Below are 14,013 nucleotides of genomic sequence, written 5' to 3' on the forward strand. Positions count from 1 at the left end.
GGTCACTGGCGGGCGGTGAGCAGGTCGATGAGCTCGGGCACGCCCTGGGTGGCCTTCTTGGCAATCACGTGCACATAGCTGGGCACAGCCACCGGCTTCGGGTCGATGTAGTAGACCTGGGCCGTGCTGGGGGCATACTGCAGCAAGGCTGCTGCCGGGTAAACCACCAGCGAGGTGCCTATGACCACCATCACATCGGCCTGCTGGGCCAGCTCGCAGGCTGGGCCGAAGTTGGGCACGTCCTCGCCGAAAAACACAATGTGGGGCCTCACGTGGTCGCCATGGTCGTCGACCGTGTCGACGCTGGTCTCGAGCCCCTTGTCGCTCAGCTTGTCGCACGGCAGGGTGTAGACGCGCTCGGGGTGCCGCAGCGAGCGCACCTTCATGAGCTCGCCGTGCAGGTGCAGCACGTGGCTGCTGCCGGCCCGCTCGTGCAGGTCGTCGACATTCTGGGTGATCACGTTCACGTTGAAGTATTTCTCCAGCTCCACCAGCCCGTAGTGGGCGGCATTGGGCTCGACTTGCTCCACCAGCTTCTTGCGCAGCCCGTTGTAGAAGCGGTGTATGAGAGCGGGATCGGCGGCAAAGCCCTCGGCACTGGCCACCTGCATCACGGGATACTTGTCCCACAGGCCGCCTGCGTCGCGATAGGTCGACATGCCACTCTCGGCACTGATGCCTGCTCCAGTCGAAATCACTAAGTTTTTCATCATGTTTTCACGATTTAAAGAACAATTGTGATACAAATTTAAACTTTTTTATTGGAAATATGCCGTTAAAAACTATAAATAACTTTAACTTTGCATCTTGGTTTGCCAGCCATGACGTGCCGGCAGGCCGAAAAACAGCACATCACAACTGTAACACCCACATATTCACAACACAAGAAATGGACAAACTGAGTTATGCATTGGGCCTGAGCATGGGCCAGAATTTCAAAATGAGCGGCGTGGCCACCATCAATGTCGACGACTTTGCACAAGCCTTGAAGGCCGTGTATGAGAACACCGAGAAAAAGATGAGCTACGACGAGGCCAAGACGGTGGTGCAAGACTACTTCAAGCAGCTGGAGTCGTCGATGGCCGACAACAACGAGAAAGCTGGCAAGCAGTATCTGGCCGACAATGCCAAGGCCGAAGGCGTGAAAGTGACCAAGAGCGGCCTGCAATACAAAGTAATAGAGGAAGGCACCGGCGAGAAGCCCGGCCCCAACGACGTTGTGACCGTGCACTACCAGGGCCGCCTCATCGACGGCACCGTCTTCGACAGCAGCATCGAGCGCGGCGAGCCTGCCACCTTTGCAGTGGGCCAAGTGATACCCGGCTGGGTCGAAGGCCTGCAGATGATGCAAGAGGGCGCCACCTGGCAGCTCACCATCCCCAGCGAGCTGGCCTATGGCAACCACGGCACGGGCCCCATTCAGCCCAACTCCACGCTCATCTTCGACGTGAAGCTGCTCAAGGTGCAGCACAACAAGTAGCGGGTGAGCCGCCACAGCACAACGACACAGAAAAAAAGAAAGCATATTTTTTTCACAGCAACTCTAATGTTGAGATCACACATCATTCTCATCTTGGTCCTGGGCCTGCTCCTTCCCATGGCCAGTTGCGACAACAACAACAAAGGGAGCGACAAGGAGAAGGCCCTCAACGACTCGGTGAGCGCACTGGTGGGCAAGGAGGGCGCCGGCGAGTGCGAGATGCTCATCAAGCAGATCCCGCCCGGCCGCTTCAAGCTCGACCGGGCCGCCTATCTCGAGGGCTTTGCCCAGATACTGCTGTGCGACACGCTCGACCACGACCAGAGCTACATGCTGGGCGTGAGCCAGGCCATCCAGATGTACGGCCAGCTCATGCAGTGGGAAGACCAGTACGGCATAAGTTTCAACAAGACCCTGCTCCTGAAGGAGTTCCGCAAGGCCTTCCTCGCCAAGAAGCCCGTGTCGCAAGACGAGCTGCAGCGGCTCTCGAGCCAAATACAGCTCTACTTCAGGCAAGCCACCCAGCAAGTGGTGAAAAAGAAAGCCGAGCTGGGCAAGACCTACCTCGTCGAGGGGCAAAACTACATTGCCCGGCAGGTAAGGAATGCCGGCTACACCAAGGCCCCCAGCGGCATTGCCTACAAGGTGCTGCGGGCTGGCAAGGGCGAGCGCTTCATGGCCGGCGACTATGTGCATATCAGCTACAAGGGCATGCACACCGACGGCACCGTGTTTGACCAAAGCCAGAAAGGCGAAATCGTGCAAATCACCGATCTCGACTTCATCGAGGGCTTTGTCGAGGCACTCAAGATGCTGAGACCCGGAGCCCGCCTGAGCGTGATCATACCTGGCAACCTGGCCTACGGCATGGAGGGCGACGACGATAGCGGCATCAAGCCCGGCGAGGCCCTGGTCTTCGACATCGAAGCCGGCCCCAAGGCCACCCCTGCCCAGGTGAAGCAGTACCAAGCCGAGCAAGACCGGCAGGAGCAACAATACGACGACTATCAATAATACGAACCAACGACAATGAACAAAGCTATCATCCTGGCCACCGTAGCCTTTGCAGCCGTAGCCACAAGCAGCTGCAAGCACAAGTACAACATAAGCGACCAAGACGCCACCGCAGCCCAAGAGCAATACCAAGAGCTGTCGACCGCACAAAGCGAGGACAAGGCCTTCATCGCCCGGCAACTCAAGGCCGACACCGCCCTGAAGCAGACGGCCAGCGGGCTGGTCTACAAAATTACGGCCCCGGGCAGCGGCGAGCAATTTAAGGAAGACGACAAGGTGAAAGTCATCTACACGGGCAAGCACGTCGACGGACAGGTGTTTGACTCAAGCAACGGGCAGGCCGTGAGCTTCCCGGTAGCCGCTGTAGTGCCCGGCTTCAAGCAGATGCTGCTCATGATGCGACCTGGCGCCAAGGCCTACTGCATCATTCCGGGCGACCTGGCCTACGGCCAGCAAGGTACCCCCGACGGCAGCATCGCCCCCAACGAGACCCTCGTCTTTGAAATCGAGGCCGTGGGCCTGGACAAGTGAAACAGCAATCAAGACAACAAATCAAAACGACTAATAAAATCCCAAAGAAAATGAAAAAAGTAATGTATCTCGTAATGGCCGCCTTGGTCATGGCAGGCACAGTGAGCTGCAACAAGAAAGCCAACAGTGACAAACCCGCCCCGCTCGACGACTCGATAAGCGCAATCTACGGCAAGGGCACCGGCATGCAGCTGCGCTTGCAAGACGCACAGCCTGTGGGCGGCATGTACGGGCAAACTAAGAAGAAACTCGACAAGGCACAATTCCTGAGAGGCCTGAAGGCCGGATTGGCCCTCGACACCACAGCCGCCGACATGGCCTACATGCAGGGCTTCGAGATGGGAGCTCAGCTGGGTGGCGGCATCCCGCAGATGAAGGAGCAGCAAGGCATCAACTTCAACAAAGACATCTTTGTGCAGGAGCTGGAGACGGCCCTCAACGGCAAGAAGGCTCCCACCGAAAAAGAGATGCAGGAGCTGGGCAAGCAGCTGCAGCAACTGCTGGGCAAGGCTCAGGAGCGCTTCATGAAGAACGCCCCCAAGCAGCAAGGCCAGGCCGTGCCGCAACAAGGCCAGAAGCTCACTCCCGAGCAGGCCGCACAGCTCAAGAAGGCCGCCGAAGCCGCACAGAAGCAAGCCGACGCCAAGAAGGCCAAGTAACACGCCCATGTGCAGCCTTCACCCCCTGTGACAGGCCACAGTGCAATCAAAAAAAAACAACAAGCCCCCCACCCGCTTCCCTGCCACAGGGGAGACTGGAGGGGGCTTTTCACTAAAACTCATCACACACAATGAAAAAGATACTACTACTGGCCGCCCTCGCGGCCACACTCACAGCCCAGAGTGCAAGCGCCGTCACCGACGCCGAGTTCAAGGCCAAGCAAGACACGCTGAGCATGGCCATGGGCAAGCTGTGCGGCGCACAATTCTCGTCGATCGCCAGCAAGGACTCCACCTTCAACAAGCAAGACTTCATCGCCGGTTTCATGCAGGTGATGAAGGCCGACACCACGCGCACCAGCTACATGGACGGCCTGGAGATGGGTGCCGAGCTCTATGCCCAAATGAAGCAGATGAAGCAGCGCGACGGCATCGCTCTCGACCGCAACCTCGTGGCCCAGTACCTGCAATCCACCCTCAACGGCCCCGCACTGGGCCAGCAGCAGCTCATGGCCGTCAACAACGAGGCCCGCAACAGCTTCATCGCCGTGCAGGCCGCAGTGAAGCAGCGTCTGAGCCAGAGCAACCAGGAGAAGGGCGCAGCCTATATCGCCAAGACCCTCAAGAGCGAGAAAGGCTGGAAAAAGACCGCTTCGGGCCTGGCCATCAAGATGCTGGCAGCCGGCAGCGGCGCCACATTTGCCGACACGGCCAGCGTGCGCCTCACCTACAAGGGCACCCACATCGACGGCAGCACCTTCGACGAGTCGAAAGACACCATCGCCATGGACCTCAAGCATGTGGTTGCAGGCTTCAAAGAGGCCCTCACGCTCATGCGCCCCGGCAGCAAGGCCGTGGTGATCATGCCCAGCAGCATCGCCTACGGCGACAACGGCGCCGGCTTCGACCAGCGCAGCGGCAAATATGCCATCGCGCCAGGCGAGACACTGCAATTTGAAATCAACGCCATAGGCCTCGACACAGACAAGCCAGCCGGCGTGAAGACCCAGAACATCAAGACCCCCGTGGGCTCGGCCACCCGCGTGGTACCCAACAAGAAGGGCGTGCGCGCCAGGAGCGGCAAGGGCACCCCGGGCCGGGGGAGCCAGAAGAAATAACTTGCTCCACTGCCAGTTACCTCATTTTCATCACCCGGGAAGCCACTGTTGCTCCCGGGTGATTTCTTTTATCGGAAAATAATTAGTAATTTTGCGCGTCAATCAAGAGAACATGGACGAAGACTTCGACATCAGGAACCCGCGCCAGAAGAGCGACCAAGACTTTGAGAAAGCCTTGCGTCCCATGCAATTTGACGATTTTGCCGGTCAAGACAAAATCATCGACAACCTGCGCGTGTTTGTCGCTGCGGCCCGCATGCGCCACGAGGCACTCGACCACATCTTGTTTCACGGTCCTCCAGGCCTGGGCAAGACCACACTGAGCAACATCATTGCCAACGAGCTGGGAGTGGGCTTCAAGGTGACGTCGGGCCCCGTGCTCGACAAGCCCGGCGACCTGGCCGGCATCCTCACCTCGCTCGACGAGAACGACGTGCTCTTTATCGACGAGATACACCGGCTGAGCCCCGTGGTTGAGGAGTACCTGTACAGCGCGATGGAGGACTACCGCATCGACATCATGATCGACAAGGGCCCCGGCGCCCGCTCGGTGCAGCTCACGCTGGCGCCCTTCACCCTGATAGGCGCCACCACCCGCAGCGGCCTGCTCACCTCGCCCCTGCGCGCGCGTTTCGGCATCAACTGCCACTTGCAGTACTACGACCACAAGGTGCTCGAGGGCATCGTCAAGCGCTCGGCACGCCTGCTCAACGTGCCCATCACCGACGATGCCGCGCTCGAGATTGCCCTGCGCAGCCGCGGCACGCCGCGCATTGCCAACTCGCTGCTGCGCCGCGTGCGCGACTTTGCCCAGGTCAAGGGCACCGGCACCATCGACAGCAAGATTGCCCGCTATGCCCTCGAGGCCCTCAACATCGACCAGTACGGCCTCGACGACATCGACAACAAGATATTGCTCACGATCATCGACAAGTTTCACGGCGGCCCGGTGGGCCTGGGCACCATCGCCACCGCCCTGAGCGAGGACCCCGGCACCATCGAGGAAGTGTATGAGCCCTACCTCATCAAGGAAGGCTTCATCAACCGCACACCTCGAGGCCGCGAGGCCACCGAGCTGGCCTACAAGCACCTGCACCGCACGCGCGCGCAAGCGTCGGGCTCCCTGTTTTGACAACATTTTTTCATCTCGCACACGCAGGCCGCATCACAGTTGTGCGGCCGTGCTCAAAATCACAACAATGGCTGCAAATTTAAAATCGTTAGCTAAAGACACAGCAATATACGGGCTGAGCAGCATCGCGGCCCGCTTCATCAACTACCTGCTCGTGCCCATCGAGACCTTCTCGTGGACGGCCAGCGGGGGCCAGTATGGCATCATCACCAATGTGTACTCCTATATAGGGCTGCTCATCATCGCGCTCACCTTCGGCATGGAAACCACGTTTTTCCGTTTTGCCAACAAGGAGGGCGAGAATGCCCCATTGGTCTACTCGACCGTGCTGCGCATGGTGGGCACGGTAGTGGTTGCCTTTGCCGCGCTCGTGATCCTCTTTCTCAAGCCCGTGACCGCCGCCATGGGCTACACCGAGCACCCGTGGTACATAGGCACGATGGCCATATGCGTGGCTATCGACTCGTGGTCGTGCATCCTCTTCGACTACCTGCGCTACCAGCACCGACCCATGAAGTTTGCCTTGCTCAAGATAGCCAACATCATGATCAACGTGATCTCGGTGTGCCTGTTTCTCATCGTGTTTCCCAAGCTCAAGATCAACGCCTTCGGCATCTACGACCAGCACTATGTGCCCGACGTGGGCATCGTGTTCTACATCAACCTGGCGTGCTCAATCGTGACGCTGCTCATGCTCTACAAGGAGGTGCGAGGCGTGCGGGCAGGCTTCGACTGGGGGCTGTGCAAGCGCATGCTCTCCTACACCTGGCCCATGCTCATCCTGGGGCTGGCCGGCCAGCTCAACCAGAGTGCGTCGACCATCCTGTTTCCCTACTTCTACAGCGGCAGCGTGCACGAGGCCCACACGCAGCTGGGCATATACGGCAGCTGCATCAAGATAGCCATGATCATGGTCATCATCACCCAAGCCTTCCGTTTTGCCTACGAGCCCTTTGTGTTCGGCAACAAGAGTGCCGACAAGAAGCAGACCTATGCCCGCGTGATGAAGTACTACATCATCTTCACGCTGCTGGCATTTCTGAGCGTGATAGGCTACATGGACATCCTGCGCTACCTGGTGGGGCCGTCCTACTGGGAGGGGCTCAAGGTGGTGCCCATCGTGATGGCGGCCGAGATCATGTTTGGCGTGTATTTCAACCTGAGCTTCTGGTACAAGCTCACCGACCGCACGATATGGGGTGCCTACTTCTCGGGGCTGGGCTGCCTGGTGCTCATAGCCATCGACATTTTCCTCATTCCCAAGTTCAGCTACATGGCTTGTGCCTGGGCCGGCTTTGCAGCCTACGGCATCAGCATGGTGGCCAGCTACATCTTCGGGCAGAAGTACTACCCCATCAACTATCCCCTCAAGGAGATATTCTTCTACACCGTCCTGGCCGCAGTGCTCTTTGCCGGCATGGAGGTCGCCCAGTCGCGGCTGGGCTCGGTGCCGTGCCTGCTGGTGAACACCGGCCTCATTGCCATCTATGCTGTTGTCGTGGTCAAGCGGGAGCACATGAGCGGCATGCTGGCCAAGTTGCCCGTGGTGGGGAGGCTGTTCAGGTGAAAAAAATCTAAAAAAGGATTAAAAAGCGTGCTTTGTGCTGGCGACACGCGCCCAGCGGCGGCAATCGAGCACAATTTAAGCACGTTTTTTATTATCTTTGTCAACATGTAATTTTTATCGGCACCCACGATGCGAGCATTTCTCATATCAGTCATCACGATACTGGTCACGACCGCGAGCCTGCAAGCGCAGCAACGCGAGCTGGACCTGAGCAGCAACTCGCCCGAAATACGCGACCTGGTGTATGACGGCATCGACGTGTCGAGCTACCAGGAGGACATCGACTGGAGCGCCACGGCCAGCGACAAGAACATCAAGTTTGTCTACGTCAAGGCCACCGAGGGCACCAGCTACAAGTCGCGCCACTACCAGTACAACATCGAGAATGCACGCAAGCACGGCCTGCGCGTGGGCAGCTACCACTTCTACCGGCCCAACATCCCGGTCATCAAGCAATTCCAGAACTTCACCTCGATCGTGAAGCTCAACGAGCAAGACCTGGTGCCGCTCATCGACATCGAGACCAAAGGCGGCCTCACGGGCGCCCAGGTGGCCGACAGCGTGCTCGCCTTTGCCCGCATGCTCGAGCGCCACTACGGCTGCCGCCCCATGATCTACACCGGCAGCTCATTCTACAACAGCTACCTGCGCGGCCGCCTGGCGGGCTACAAGCTCTTTATCGCCCGCTATTCCAAGTATCCGCCCCGGCTCGCCGACGCCACCTGGACGCTGTGGCAATTCTCTGAGCGCGGCCGCATAGCCGGCATCGACAGCTATGTCGACCTGTGCCGCTTCAACACCGGTTGCAACCTCAACAGCATCCTCATCAAGGGCCGCCGCCCGGCACGTGCCACCACCCGCACCACGGCAGTGCCGCCGCGCAAGGTTGCGCCCAAGCCCCAGCAGCAGCAAGTGCCCCTGAGCAAGAAGGAGATGGAAAAGCAGCGCAAAGCCCAGGAAAAGGCCGAGAAGCAAGCGCGCAAAGAGGCTGAGAAGGCTCGCGAACAGGCGCGCAAGCAGGCCGAGGCCGAAGCCAAGGCCAAAGCCAAGCGAGAAGCCGAAGCCCAAAAGGCGGCTGAAAAAAAAAGAGAACAAGACCGCAAGGCCCTGGAGCAGCAGCAAGCCAGGCAAAAGCAGGAGCAAAAGCAGGCGCTCAAAGACGCCGAGCGAGCTCGCGAGAAAGCGCGCAAGCAAGAGGCCGCTCGCAAGGCTCAACAGCAAAGCGCCAACCAAAAGGCAAAAAGCCAAGGCAAACGGGTGAACCAAAGCTCGGCCGATAACGACGACGATGTATACATGCCCATCAAGAAACGATAAACCTCAAGCACGAAAAGCCTTATTAAAAAAAGTTTTTATGCTGCAACAGGAAAATTGCAAACATAGTTCTATTTCCAACAAATCTCAGACAAAAAAAGAATGAGTGACATCGTTTATCAATTAAAAATATAGTAATTTTTAACAATTAAAGACTAAAAGGCGGATTCCAGAAGCAAGTGCAAAGTTACGCTATTTTTCTTTAATCATGTCTTTGGGCTTTCGAAATCCGTTTTTCTTTCTTGGCCTGTTGTTTAATTTTTCGATGATGCTCTTGACATATAGCCTTGAAATTCCCCTAAAGTCCGTCTTCTTCGGAATATATTGCCTGATGAGCCCGTTCATGTTCTCGATAGCTCCCTTCTCCCACGAGCAGTACGGATGTGCGAAGTAAACTTTCGTGTTAAGTTCCCTCGCAATGATTTCGTGTGCGGCAAACTCCGGCCCGTTGTCTGTCGTTATCGACCTTACAGGCAACCCGCTCTCCCGTATGAGTCTCACCACGGCATATGCCAGTGGAACGGCCTGCTTTCCCGTATCGAGTTTCTCCATGAGCATAAAGCAGCTCCTCCTCTCAACCAGAGTAACGATGGCACCTTTGCCTTCCTTTCCTACGATGGTGTCCATCTCCCAGTCTCCTATGGTCTGTCCATAGTCCGTTTCCGGTCTTTCGTCAATGGAGAGGCGGTTGGGAATATGCGCCTTGGTGGTAAGCAAGGACTTTTGCCTTGGTCTGCCTCCATGCCTGAGGTGCTTTCGGATGTTGTCCCCGTAATGTGGGGAAAGGGCCGCTATCCAGTTGTATATGGTTGACTTGGACACCGTGATGCCCTCTTTCTTGCCAAGCCATCCGGCGACTTCCTCCGGCGACCACTGCTCCTTACGGATAAGTTCAAAAACACGGCTGCGTACATAGGGAGCGATACGGCGATTGCCAGGTGTCCTGGCCTTGCGTCGTTTGACTTTCAATACGGCCGTACGTGCGTCATAAACGCCTTTAGCATTAGAATTACGCCTTCGCTCACGAGAAACCGTGCTTACTGACACACCAATAGTCTCGGCTATGAAACTAAGTGAGAATTTCGTTTGGAGTAGCACACTTATTGTGTATCTTTGCTCCGAGGTTAATTGTTTATACATCACAATACAAAATTAATTAATCTTAGGGAGGGGAACGAAAGATCTCCTCTTTTTTTGTATTGCTTAAGTTATCCGCCAATGCTCTTTGGGGGCTTCGCGCCCCCAGCCGCAAGGCAAACCTCCGCGGTGTTTTTCATGTTTTAATGCACCGCAGAGTTTTGCACTTCTAATTGGAATTAGCAAAAAAACTATTATATTTGCAAATAAAATTATCTAATAAACCCAAGTCTCCCATGGGCTTGATCTACCTTCACTTAAAAACTAGAAATCTTTATGTTGAAATCATGCACCTCTTTAGTTATGGCAACGATAACGATAGCCATGGCATCGCTACCGATACCAGTTTTTGGGAACGGATTCTTCCTTGAAAAGCCCCATCTGCCGGTAGAATGCATAATACCATTATATTATGATGACTAATATAACCCACATTTGTGTTTTCATGGCACTCTTGCTCATGGCCATTTCATGCAATAGTGAAGCAGACAGAGTCTACAACCTCGTAGGATTCAAAAAGTATCAGACTTTTAACGAATACACTATGAAAGCCGATGGTGTTGCAAAGAGGGCTCCGTTTGTATATGTGCATTCATCGGGTAATAGAATTATCGTAGCCTCGTCGGACAAACTCAGAAAACTCGCAGCCTACACCTATCATCCCGATGCAAAGTACTGGAGCTCGATTATTGTGAACACAGATGGAGTGGACACCATCTACAGATTCTTTTATAATGACACAATCATTGAACAAAGGATAGGGTATTGTTCTGTCCCTGACTCAAGCTACGAGGAACATCGTGTAAAATTGTTTATTAAAATTTATATGAAAACCAAACACAATTGCGTGAGCATAAGGCCTGATACCGTTAATGATTATTACGACACCAACCGGTTTGTTAAACTGCGGGATCTGTGTCGCAATTACAAGAAACGATGCCGGGATCTGTCGAAGATAGACGACAGAATATACGATGGAGATGAAGGGTATCTCGACTTTGAAAAAATCATATCAGGAGACTCTATGATTTATTGCAGCAGAGTGAAAAAAGGCCTGATATTAGAAAAATTCCCTTTTGGCAGCCTGGGCGAATGGGGCACAGGACCAGGTTTTAGTGGCAGCGAGAAAAGTTGGGAATACAATGAAGAAGCCAGCTACACCAGGGAGGGAGCCTACTATGACTGGCCGCGGTTGAAGCACTATGTGGATGTGAGCCCCGTTCCTGCCAATGGGAATGTGACATACAAGGATGGTTGCGAGACTCGCATGCTCAAGAACAAATGGCTCAAAGGGAAAGAGTATATTGTCGACCTCATGATAGATGAGAGGGGCCAGGTGCTGAAGGCCGAATTGAGGAGCTCCGGAGGGAATGAGGCCCAAGACCAGTGGGTGCTCAAGATGGCCCGGAGGTTCCGCTACAGGCGGCCGGCCATGCGTGATGGCGAAGCGGTGAAATGCTGGCACTGGGTGCTGCTGGAATTCACCGAATGAGACTTTCAATCCTCAAACAAGAATGTGAATTGAATGAAAGGAAGAAACACATTATTCACCTGGTGGTGCACGTCATTATCCTAAAACGATAATCCTCATCAATCAGGCAAAGCCTGAAAAAAATATGAAAACTAAGAAAATCAACATTTGTGTTTTAATGGCACTCTTGCTCATGGCCACTTCTTGCAAGAGGCTGTTTAAAGGAACATGGCCAAAGTATGAGACGTTTAACGAATACACCATGAAAGGAGAGGGTGTGGCAAAGAAAGCCCCATATGTGCGGGTGTATTCATCGGGCAATAAAATCATTGTTGCATTGATGGGCAATTACACCAAACAGAGGTCCTACACCTACCATGCCAAGGGAAAGTACTGGAGCTCAGTCATGAAAAATCCTGAGGATGAGAAGATGACCACCGTTTACAGATTCTTTTATAATGACACAATCATCGAACAAGAGGTAACGAGACGTGCTGTTGCCACCGAAAACGAAAGCTATATCATATGGTACACTCAGATCTATCTGAAAACCAAGCATAATTGTGTGATCATCACTCCGGGGGCCAATGAAGACCTCAACAACGACAACAGATTCTTTAAACTGAGAGAAATATGTAGGAATTATAAAAAACAACGCGTCAACCTGGCTGAGTCAAATAGGAGCCAGAGTGAAGGCAACATAGAAGAGGGGTATCTCAATTTTGATAAAACAATATCACGCGACTCTTTGTATTATCGTTGCATGACTAAAACCGGCCCGCTAATTGTAAAATTTCGCACAGGCCCCTTGGGAGAATGGATCACGGAGCCAGCTTTTGGGGAAGAAAGATACCTAGACGACATATATAGCCCCGTACGTTCCTCTATTAACAAAGCCTGATTCACTGGGTTGTGCACGGCATTATTCCAAAACGATAATTCCCATGCATTCAATACTAAAAAAAATTAATATACGGCCAAAACATTTCTCTATTGTCTGTTTCGTTTGAAATTTTTGTTTAAATTTGAAACCTAACAAACTTAAACCGGCCTTATGAGGACAAAAATGCCCCCCAACCCTAATATTGCTGCTATTTTCCTCCTTTGGGTAGCTATCTTGAGTGTCGCGACCATGGGCAGTGCACAGCCAGTAACTGGTGCAGCCACCGCTCCGGGGGAGGAGGCTGCCACAGGCCCCGTCACGCTCAGCGCGGTGGAGTACTGCGCGGGGCACGAGTACCGCAACGGGGTGCTCGAGCGGGTGCATAACGACTACGGCTACTGGGCCGGCGGCAGGTATCACTACTACATCAAGGACTACCAGGGCAACGTGCGTGCCGTCATCGACGAGGCGGGCAGGCTCGAGGAGGTGAACAACTACTACCCCTACGGTGGGCTCATGGGTGCCGCTGGCAGCGGTGTGCAGCCCCGCAAGTACGGCGGCAAGGAGCTCGACCGTGAGAACGGCCTCGACTGGTACGACAGCCAGGCCCGCCACTACCCCACTATTACGCGGTTCATTACCATGGATCCTATGGCGGAGAAATACTATTCTGCCAGCCCATATTCATATTGTCATGGTAATCCCATTAACAGAATTGACCCAAACGGTGCAGAAATCAGCTTGAACAAGGCTATCGAAAACAAGGTGTGTGATGCAGAAACAATCAGCCAATATGTTTCAAGATTGAATGCCGCATTCATTGGTATCGCAACATTCAATTATGATATAACAAACAACATGGTTATCAGGAGTCTTTCGCTTCCCGATGTGGTTATCACACTTACAAAATAGAATTTAATGATGAGATTCATTATATACGCATTTTTTCTACTATTATCAATCGGTCTGCTTTCATCGTGCAGGTCGGCCAAGCCGGCTAAATTTCTCATGCTTACTGCCGACAGCATCAAGTATTGGAATTTGACCGATGGTAAATTTGGGATTGCCTTCAAAAAGAATCATAGCTTTGTAGAGTATGATGGCAAAGGAATGATATACACTGATTGTATTTCTTACAAATATTTTGACATCTACCATGATTCAATCCGATATTTCTATGGCGGGCGTGAGGGCATAAAAACAAGAGATAAACTATATTACAATGCCGATAGAATCATAAAATTGACCGAGGACACATTGGTTTTGGCTTCTTGTGGAAAAGATGCAAGGCAAAGGGTGTTTGAGAAATCAAAAAATCAAAATATTGTCTTGACGGTCAGGCCTGAGGAGAGATGGGGTTTCAAATATCCTAAATTGAGAAAGGACATCAATGTTGACTCAATATTTAGCTCTTTGTATACTTCTGTTCCTAAAATTGCAGCACCAGAGCAATTCTCTGCCCAGGCCTACATGTTAATAGGCAAGGACGGGGATGTTGCTAACATCGACTTAAAAGATTGTTACCCACCCCGTAACGAGTATCCCATCTTCTTTGACATGCTAATGTCAAAAATAAGACTGCTGAAATTTGTGCCTGCGAGAATAGAACAAGACGGAAAAATTAGTGAGACATTCGAATTCAACGTCGCTCTTCCAATTAGCAGTAAAAAGAAAGAATCACGATAATGCAGAAGAAAAGAAAGGAGT

General features: G+C 53.5%; 14 protein-coding genes. 12 read left to right on the forward strand and 2 right to left on the reverse strand.

What is annotated here, in order from left to right; translation table 11 throughout:
* Nucleotides 1–2: 2 nt before the first annotated feature.
* On the reverse strand, nucleotides 3–710 hold the full coding sequence (locus GF423_RS05755; RefSeq protein WP_154328988.1) for an SIR2 family NAD-dependent protein deacylase: 708 nt from the start codon (nucleotides 708–710) through the stop codon (nucleotides 3–5).
* A gap of 179 nt (nucleotides 711–889) precedes the next feature.
* Between GF423_RS05755 and GF423_RS05760 the strand changes: the two genes are divergently transcribed.
* From GF423_RS05760 to GF423_RS05795, 8 genes are all read left to right on the forward strand, one after another.
* Complete coding sequence (locus tag GF423_RS05760; RefSeq protein ID WP_154327456.1) at nucleotides 890–1,480, forward strand: BamJ family beta-barrel-assembly machinery protein; 591 nt, start codon at nucleotides 890–892, stop codon at nucleotides 1,478–1,480.
* A 66-nt stretch (nucleotides 1,481–1,546) separates the two neighbouring features.
* Complete coding sequence (locus tag GF423_RS05765) at nucleotides 1,547–2,494, forward strand: FKBP-type peptidyl-prolyl cis-trans isomerase (protein WP_154327457.1); 948 nt, start codon at nucleotides 1,547–1,549, stop codon at nucleotides 2,492–2,494.
* Between the two features lie 15 nt (nucleotides 2,495–2,509).
* Nucleotides 2,510–3,025, forward strand: coding sequence for an FKBP-type peptidyl-prolyl cis-trans isomerase (locus GF423_RS05770; protein WP_154327458.1), 516 nt, complete (start codon nucleotides 2,510–2,512; stop codon nucleotides 3,023–3,025).
* Nucleotides 3,026–3,075: 50 nt separating this feature from the next.
* Complete coding sequence (locus tag GF423_RS05775) at nucleotides 3,076–3,684, forward strand: FKBP-type peptidyl-prolyl cis-trans isomerase N-terminal domain-containing protein (protein ID WP_154327459.1); 609 nt, start codon at nucleotides 3,076–3,078, stop codon at nucleotides 3,682–3,684.
* Between the two features lie 131 nt (nucleotides 3,685–3,815).
* Nucleotides 3,816–4,802 carry an FKBP-type peptidyl-prolyl cis-trans isomerase gene (locus GF423_RS05780; protein WP_154327460.1) on the forward strand — a complete coding sequence of 329 codons (987 nt, stop codon included), beginning with the start codon at nucleotides 3,816–3,818 and terminating at the stop codon, nucleotides 4,800–4,802.
* A 112-nt stretch (nucleotides 4,803–4,914) separates the two neighbouring features.
* Nucleotides 4,915–5,934, forward strand: coding sequence for a Holliday junction branch migration DNA helicase RuvB (ruvB, locus tag GF423_RS05785; protein ID WP_154327461.1), 1,020 nt, complete (start codon nucleotides 4,915–4,917; stop codon nucleotides 5,932–5,934).
* A 67-nt stretch (nucleotides 5,935–6,001) separates the two neighbouring features.
* Nucleotides 6,002–7,501 carry an oligosaccharide flippase family protein gene (locus GF423_RS05790; RefSeq protein WP_154327462.1) on the forward strand — a complete coding sequence of 500 codons (1,500 nt, stop codon included), beginning with the start codon at nucleotides 6,002–6,004 and terminating at the stop codon, nucleotides 7,499–7,501.
* Between the two features lie 129 nt (nucleotides 7,502–7,630).
* Nucleotides 7,631–8,818 (forward strand): GH25 family lysozyme, encoded by a 1,188-nt coding sequence (locus GF423_RS05795; protein ID WP_154327463.1) that lies wholly within the window; start codon nucleotides 7,631–7,633, stop codon nucleotides 8,816–8,818.
* Nucleotides 8,819–9,007: 189 nt separating this feature from the next.
* Here GF423_RS05795 and GF423_RS05800 read toward each other — a convergent pair whose 3' ends face one another.
* Complete coding sequence (locus GF423_RS05800; protein ID WP_154326857.1) at nucleotides 9,008–9,955, reverse strand: IS30 family transposase; 948 nt, start codon at nucleotides 9,953–9,955, stop codon at nucleotides 9,008–9,010.
* Nucleotides 9,956–10,364: 409 nt separating this feature from the next.
* Between GF423_RS05800 and GF423_RS05805 the strand changes: the two genes are divergently transcribed.
* From GF423_RS05805 to GF423_RS05820, 4 genes are all read left to right on the forward strand, one after another.
* Complete coding sequence (locus GF423_RS05805) at nucleotides 10,365–11,444, forward strand: energy transducer TonB (protein ID WP_154327464.1); 1,080 nt, start codon at nucleotides 10,365–10,367, stop codon at nucleotides 11,442–11,444.
* Between the two features lie 124 nt (nucleotides 11,445–11,568).
* The gene (locus GF423_RS05810; RefSeq protein ID WP_154327465.1) at nucleotides 11,569–12,324 is read left to right on the forward strand and encodes a hypothetical protein; all 756 of its coding nucleotides are present in this window, start codon (nucleotides 11,569–11,571) and stop codon (nucleotides 12,322–12,324) included.
* 153 nt (nucleotides 12,325–12,477) lie between these two features.
* Nucleotides 12,478–13,218, forward strand: a complete 741-nt coding sequence (locus tag GF423_RS05815) for an RHS repeat-associated core domain-containing protein (RefSeq protein ID WP_154327466.1) — start codon at nucleotides 12,478–12,480, stop codon at nucleotides 13,216–13,218.
* A 6-nt stretch (nucleotides 13,219–13,224) separates the two neighbouring features.
* Nucleotides 13,225–13,992 carry a hypothetical protein gene (locus tag GF423_RS05820; protein ID WP_154327467.1) on the forward strand — a complete coding sequence of 256 codons (768 nt, stop codon included), beginning with the start codon at nucleotides 13,225–13,227 and terminating at the stop codon, nucleotides 13,990–13,992.
* The last annotated feature ends 21 nt before the right edge of the window (nucleotides 13,993–14,013 follow it).

It is taken from the genome of Sodaliphilus pleomorphus, assembly GCF_009676955.1.
GTDB classification, from domain to species: Bacteria; Bacteroidota; Bacteroidia; order Bacteroidales; family Muribaculaceae; genus Sodaliphilus; species Sodaliphilus pleomorphus.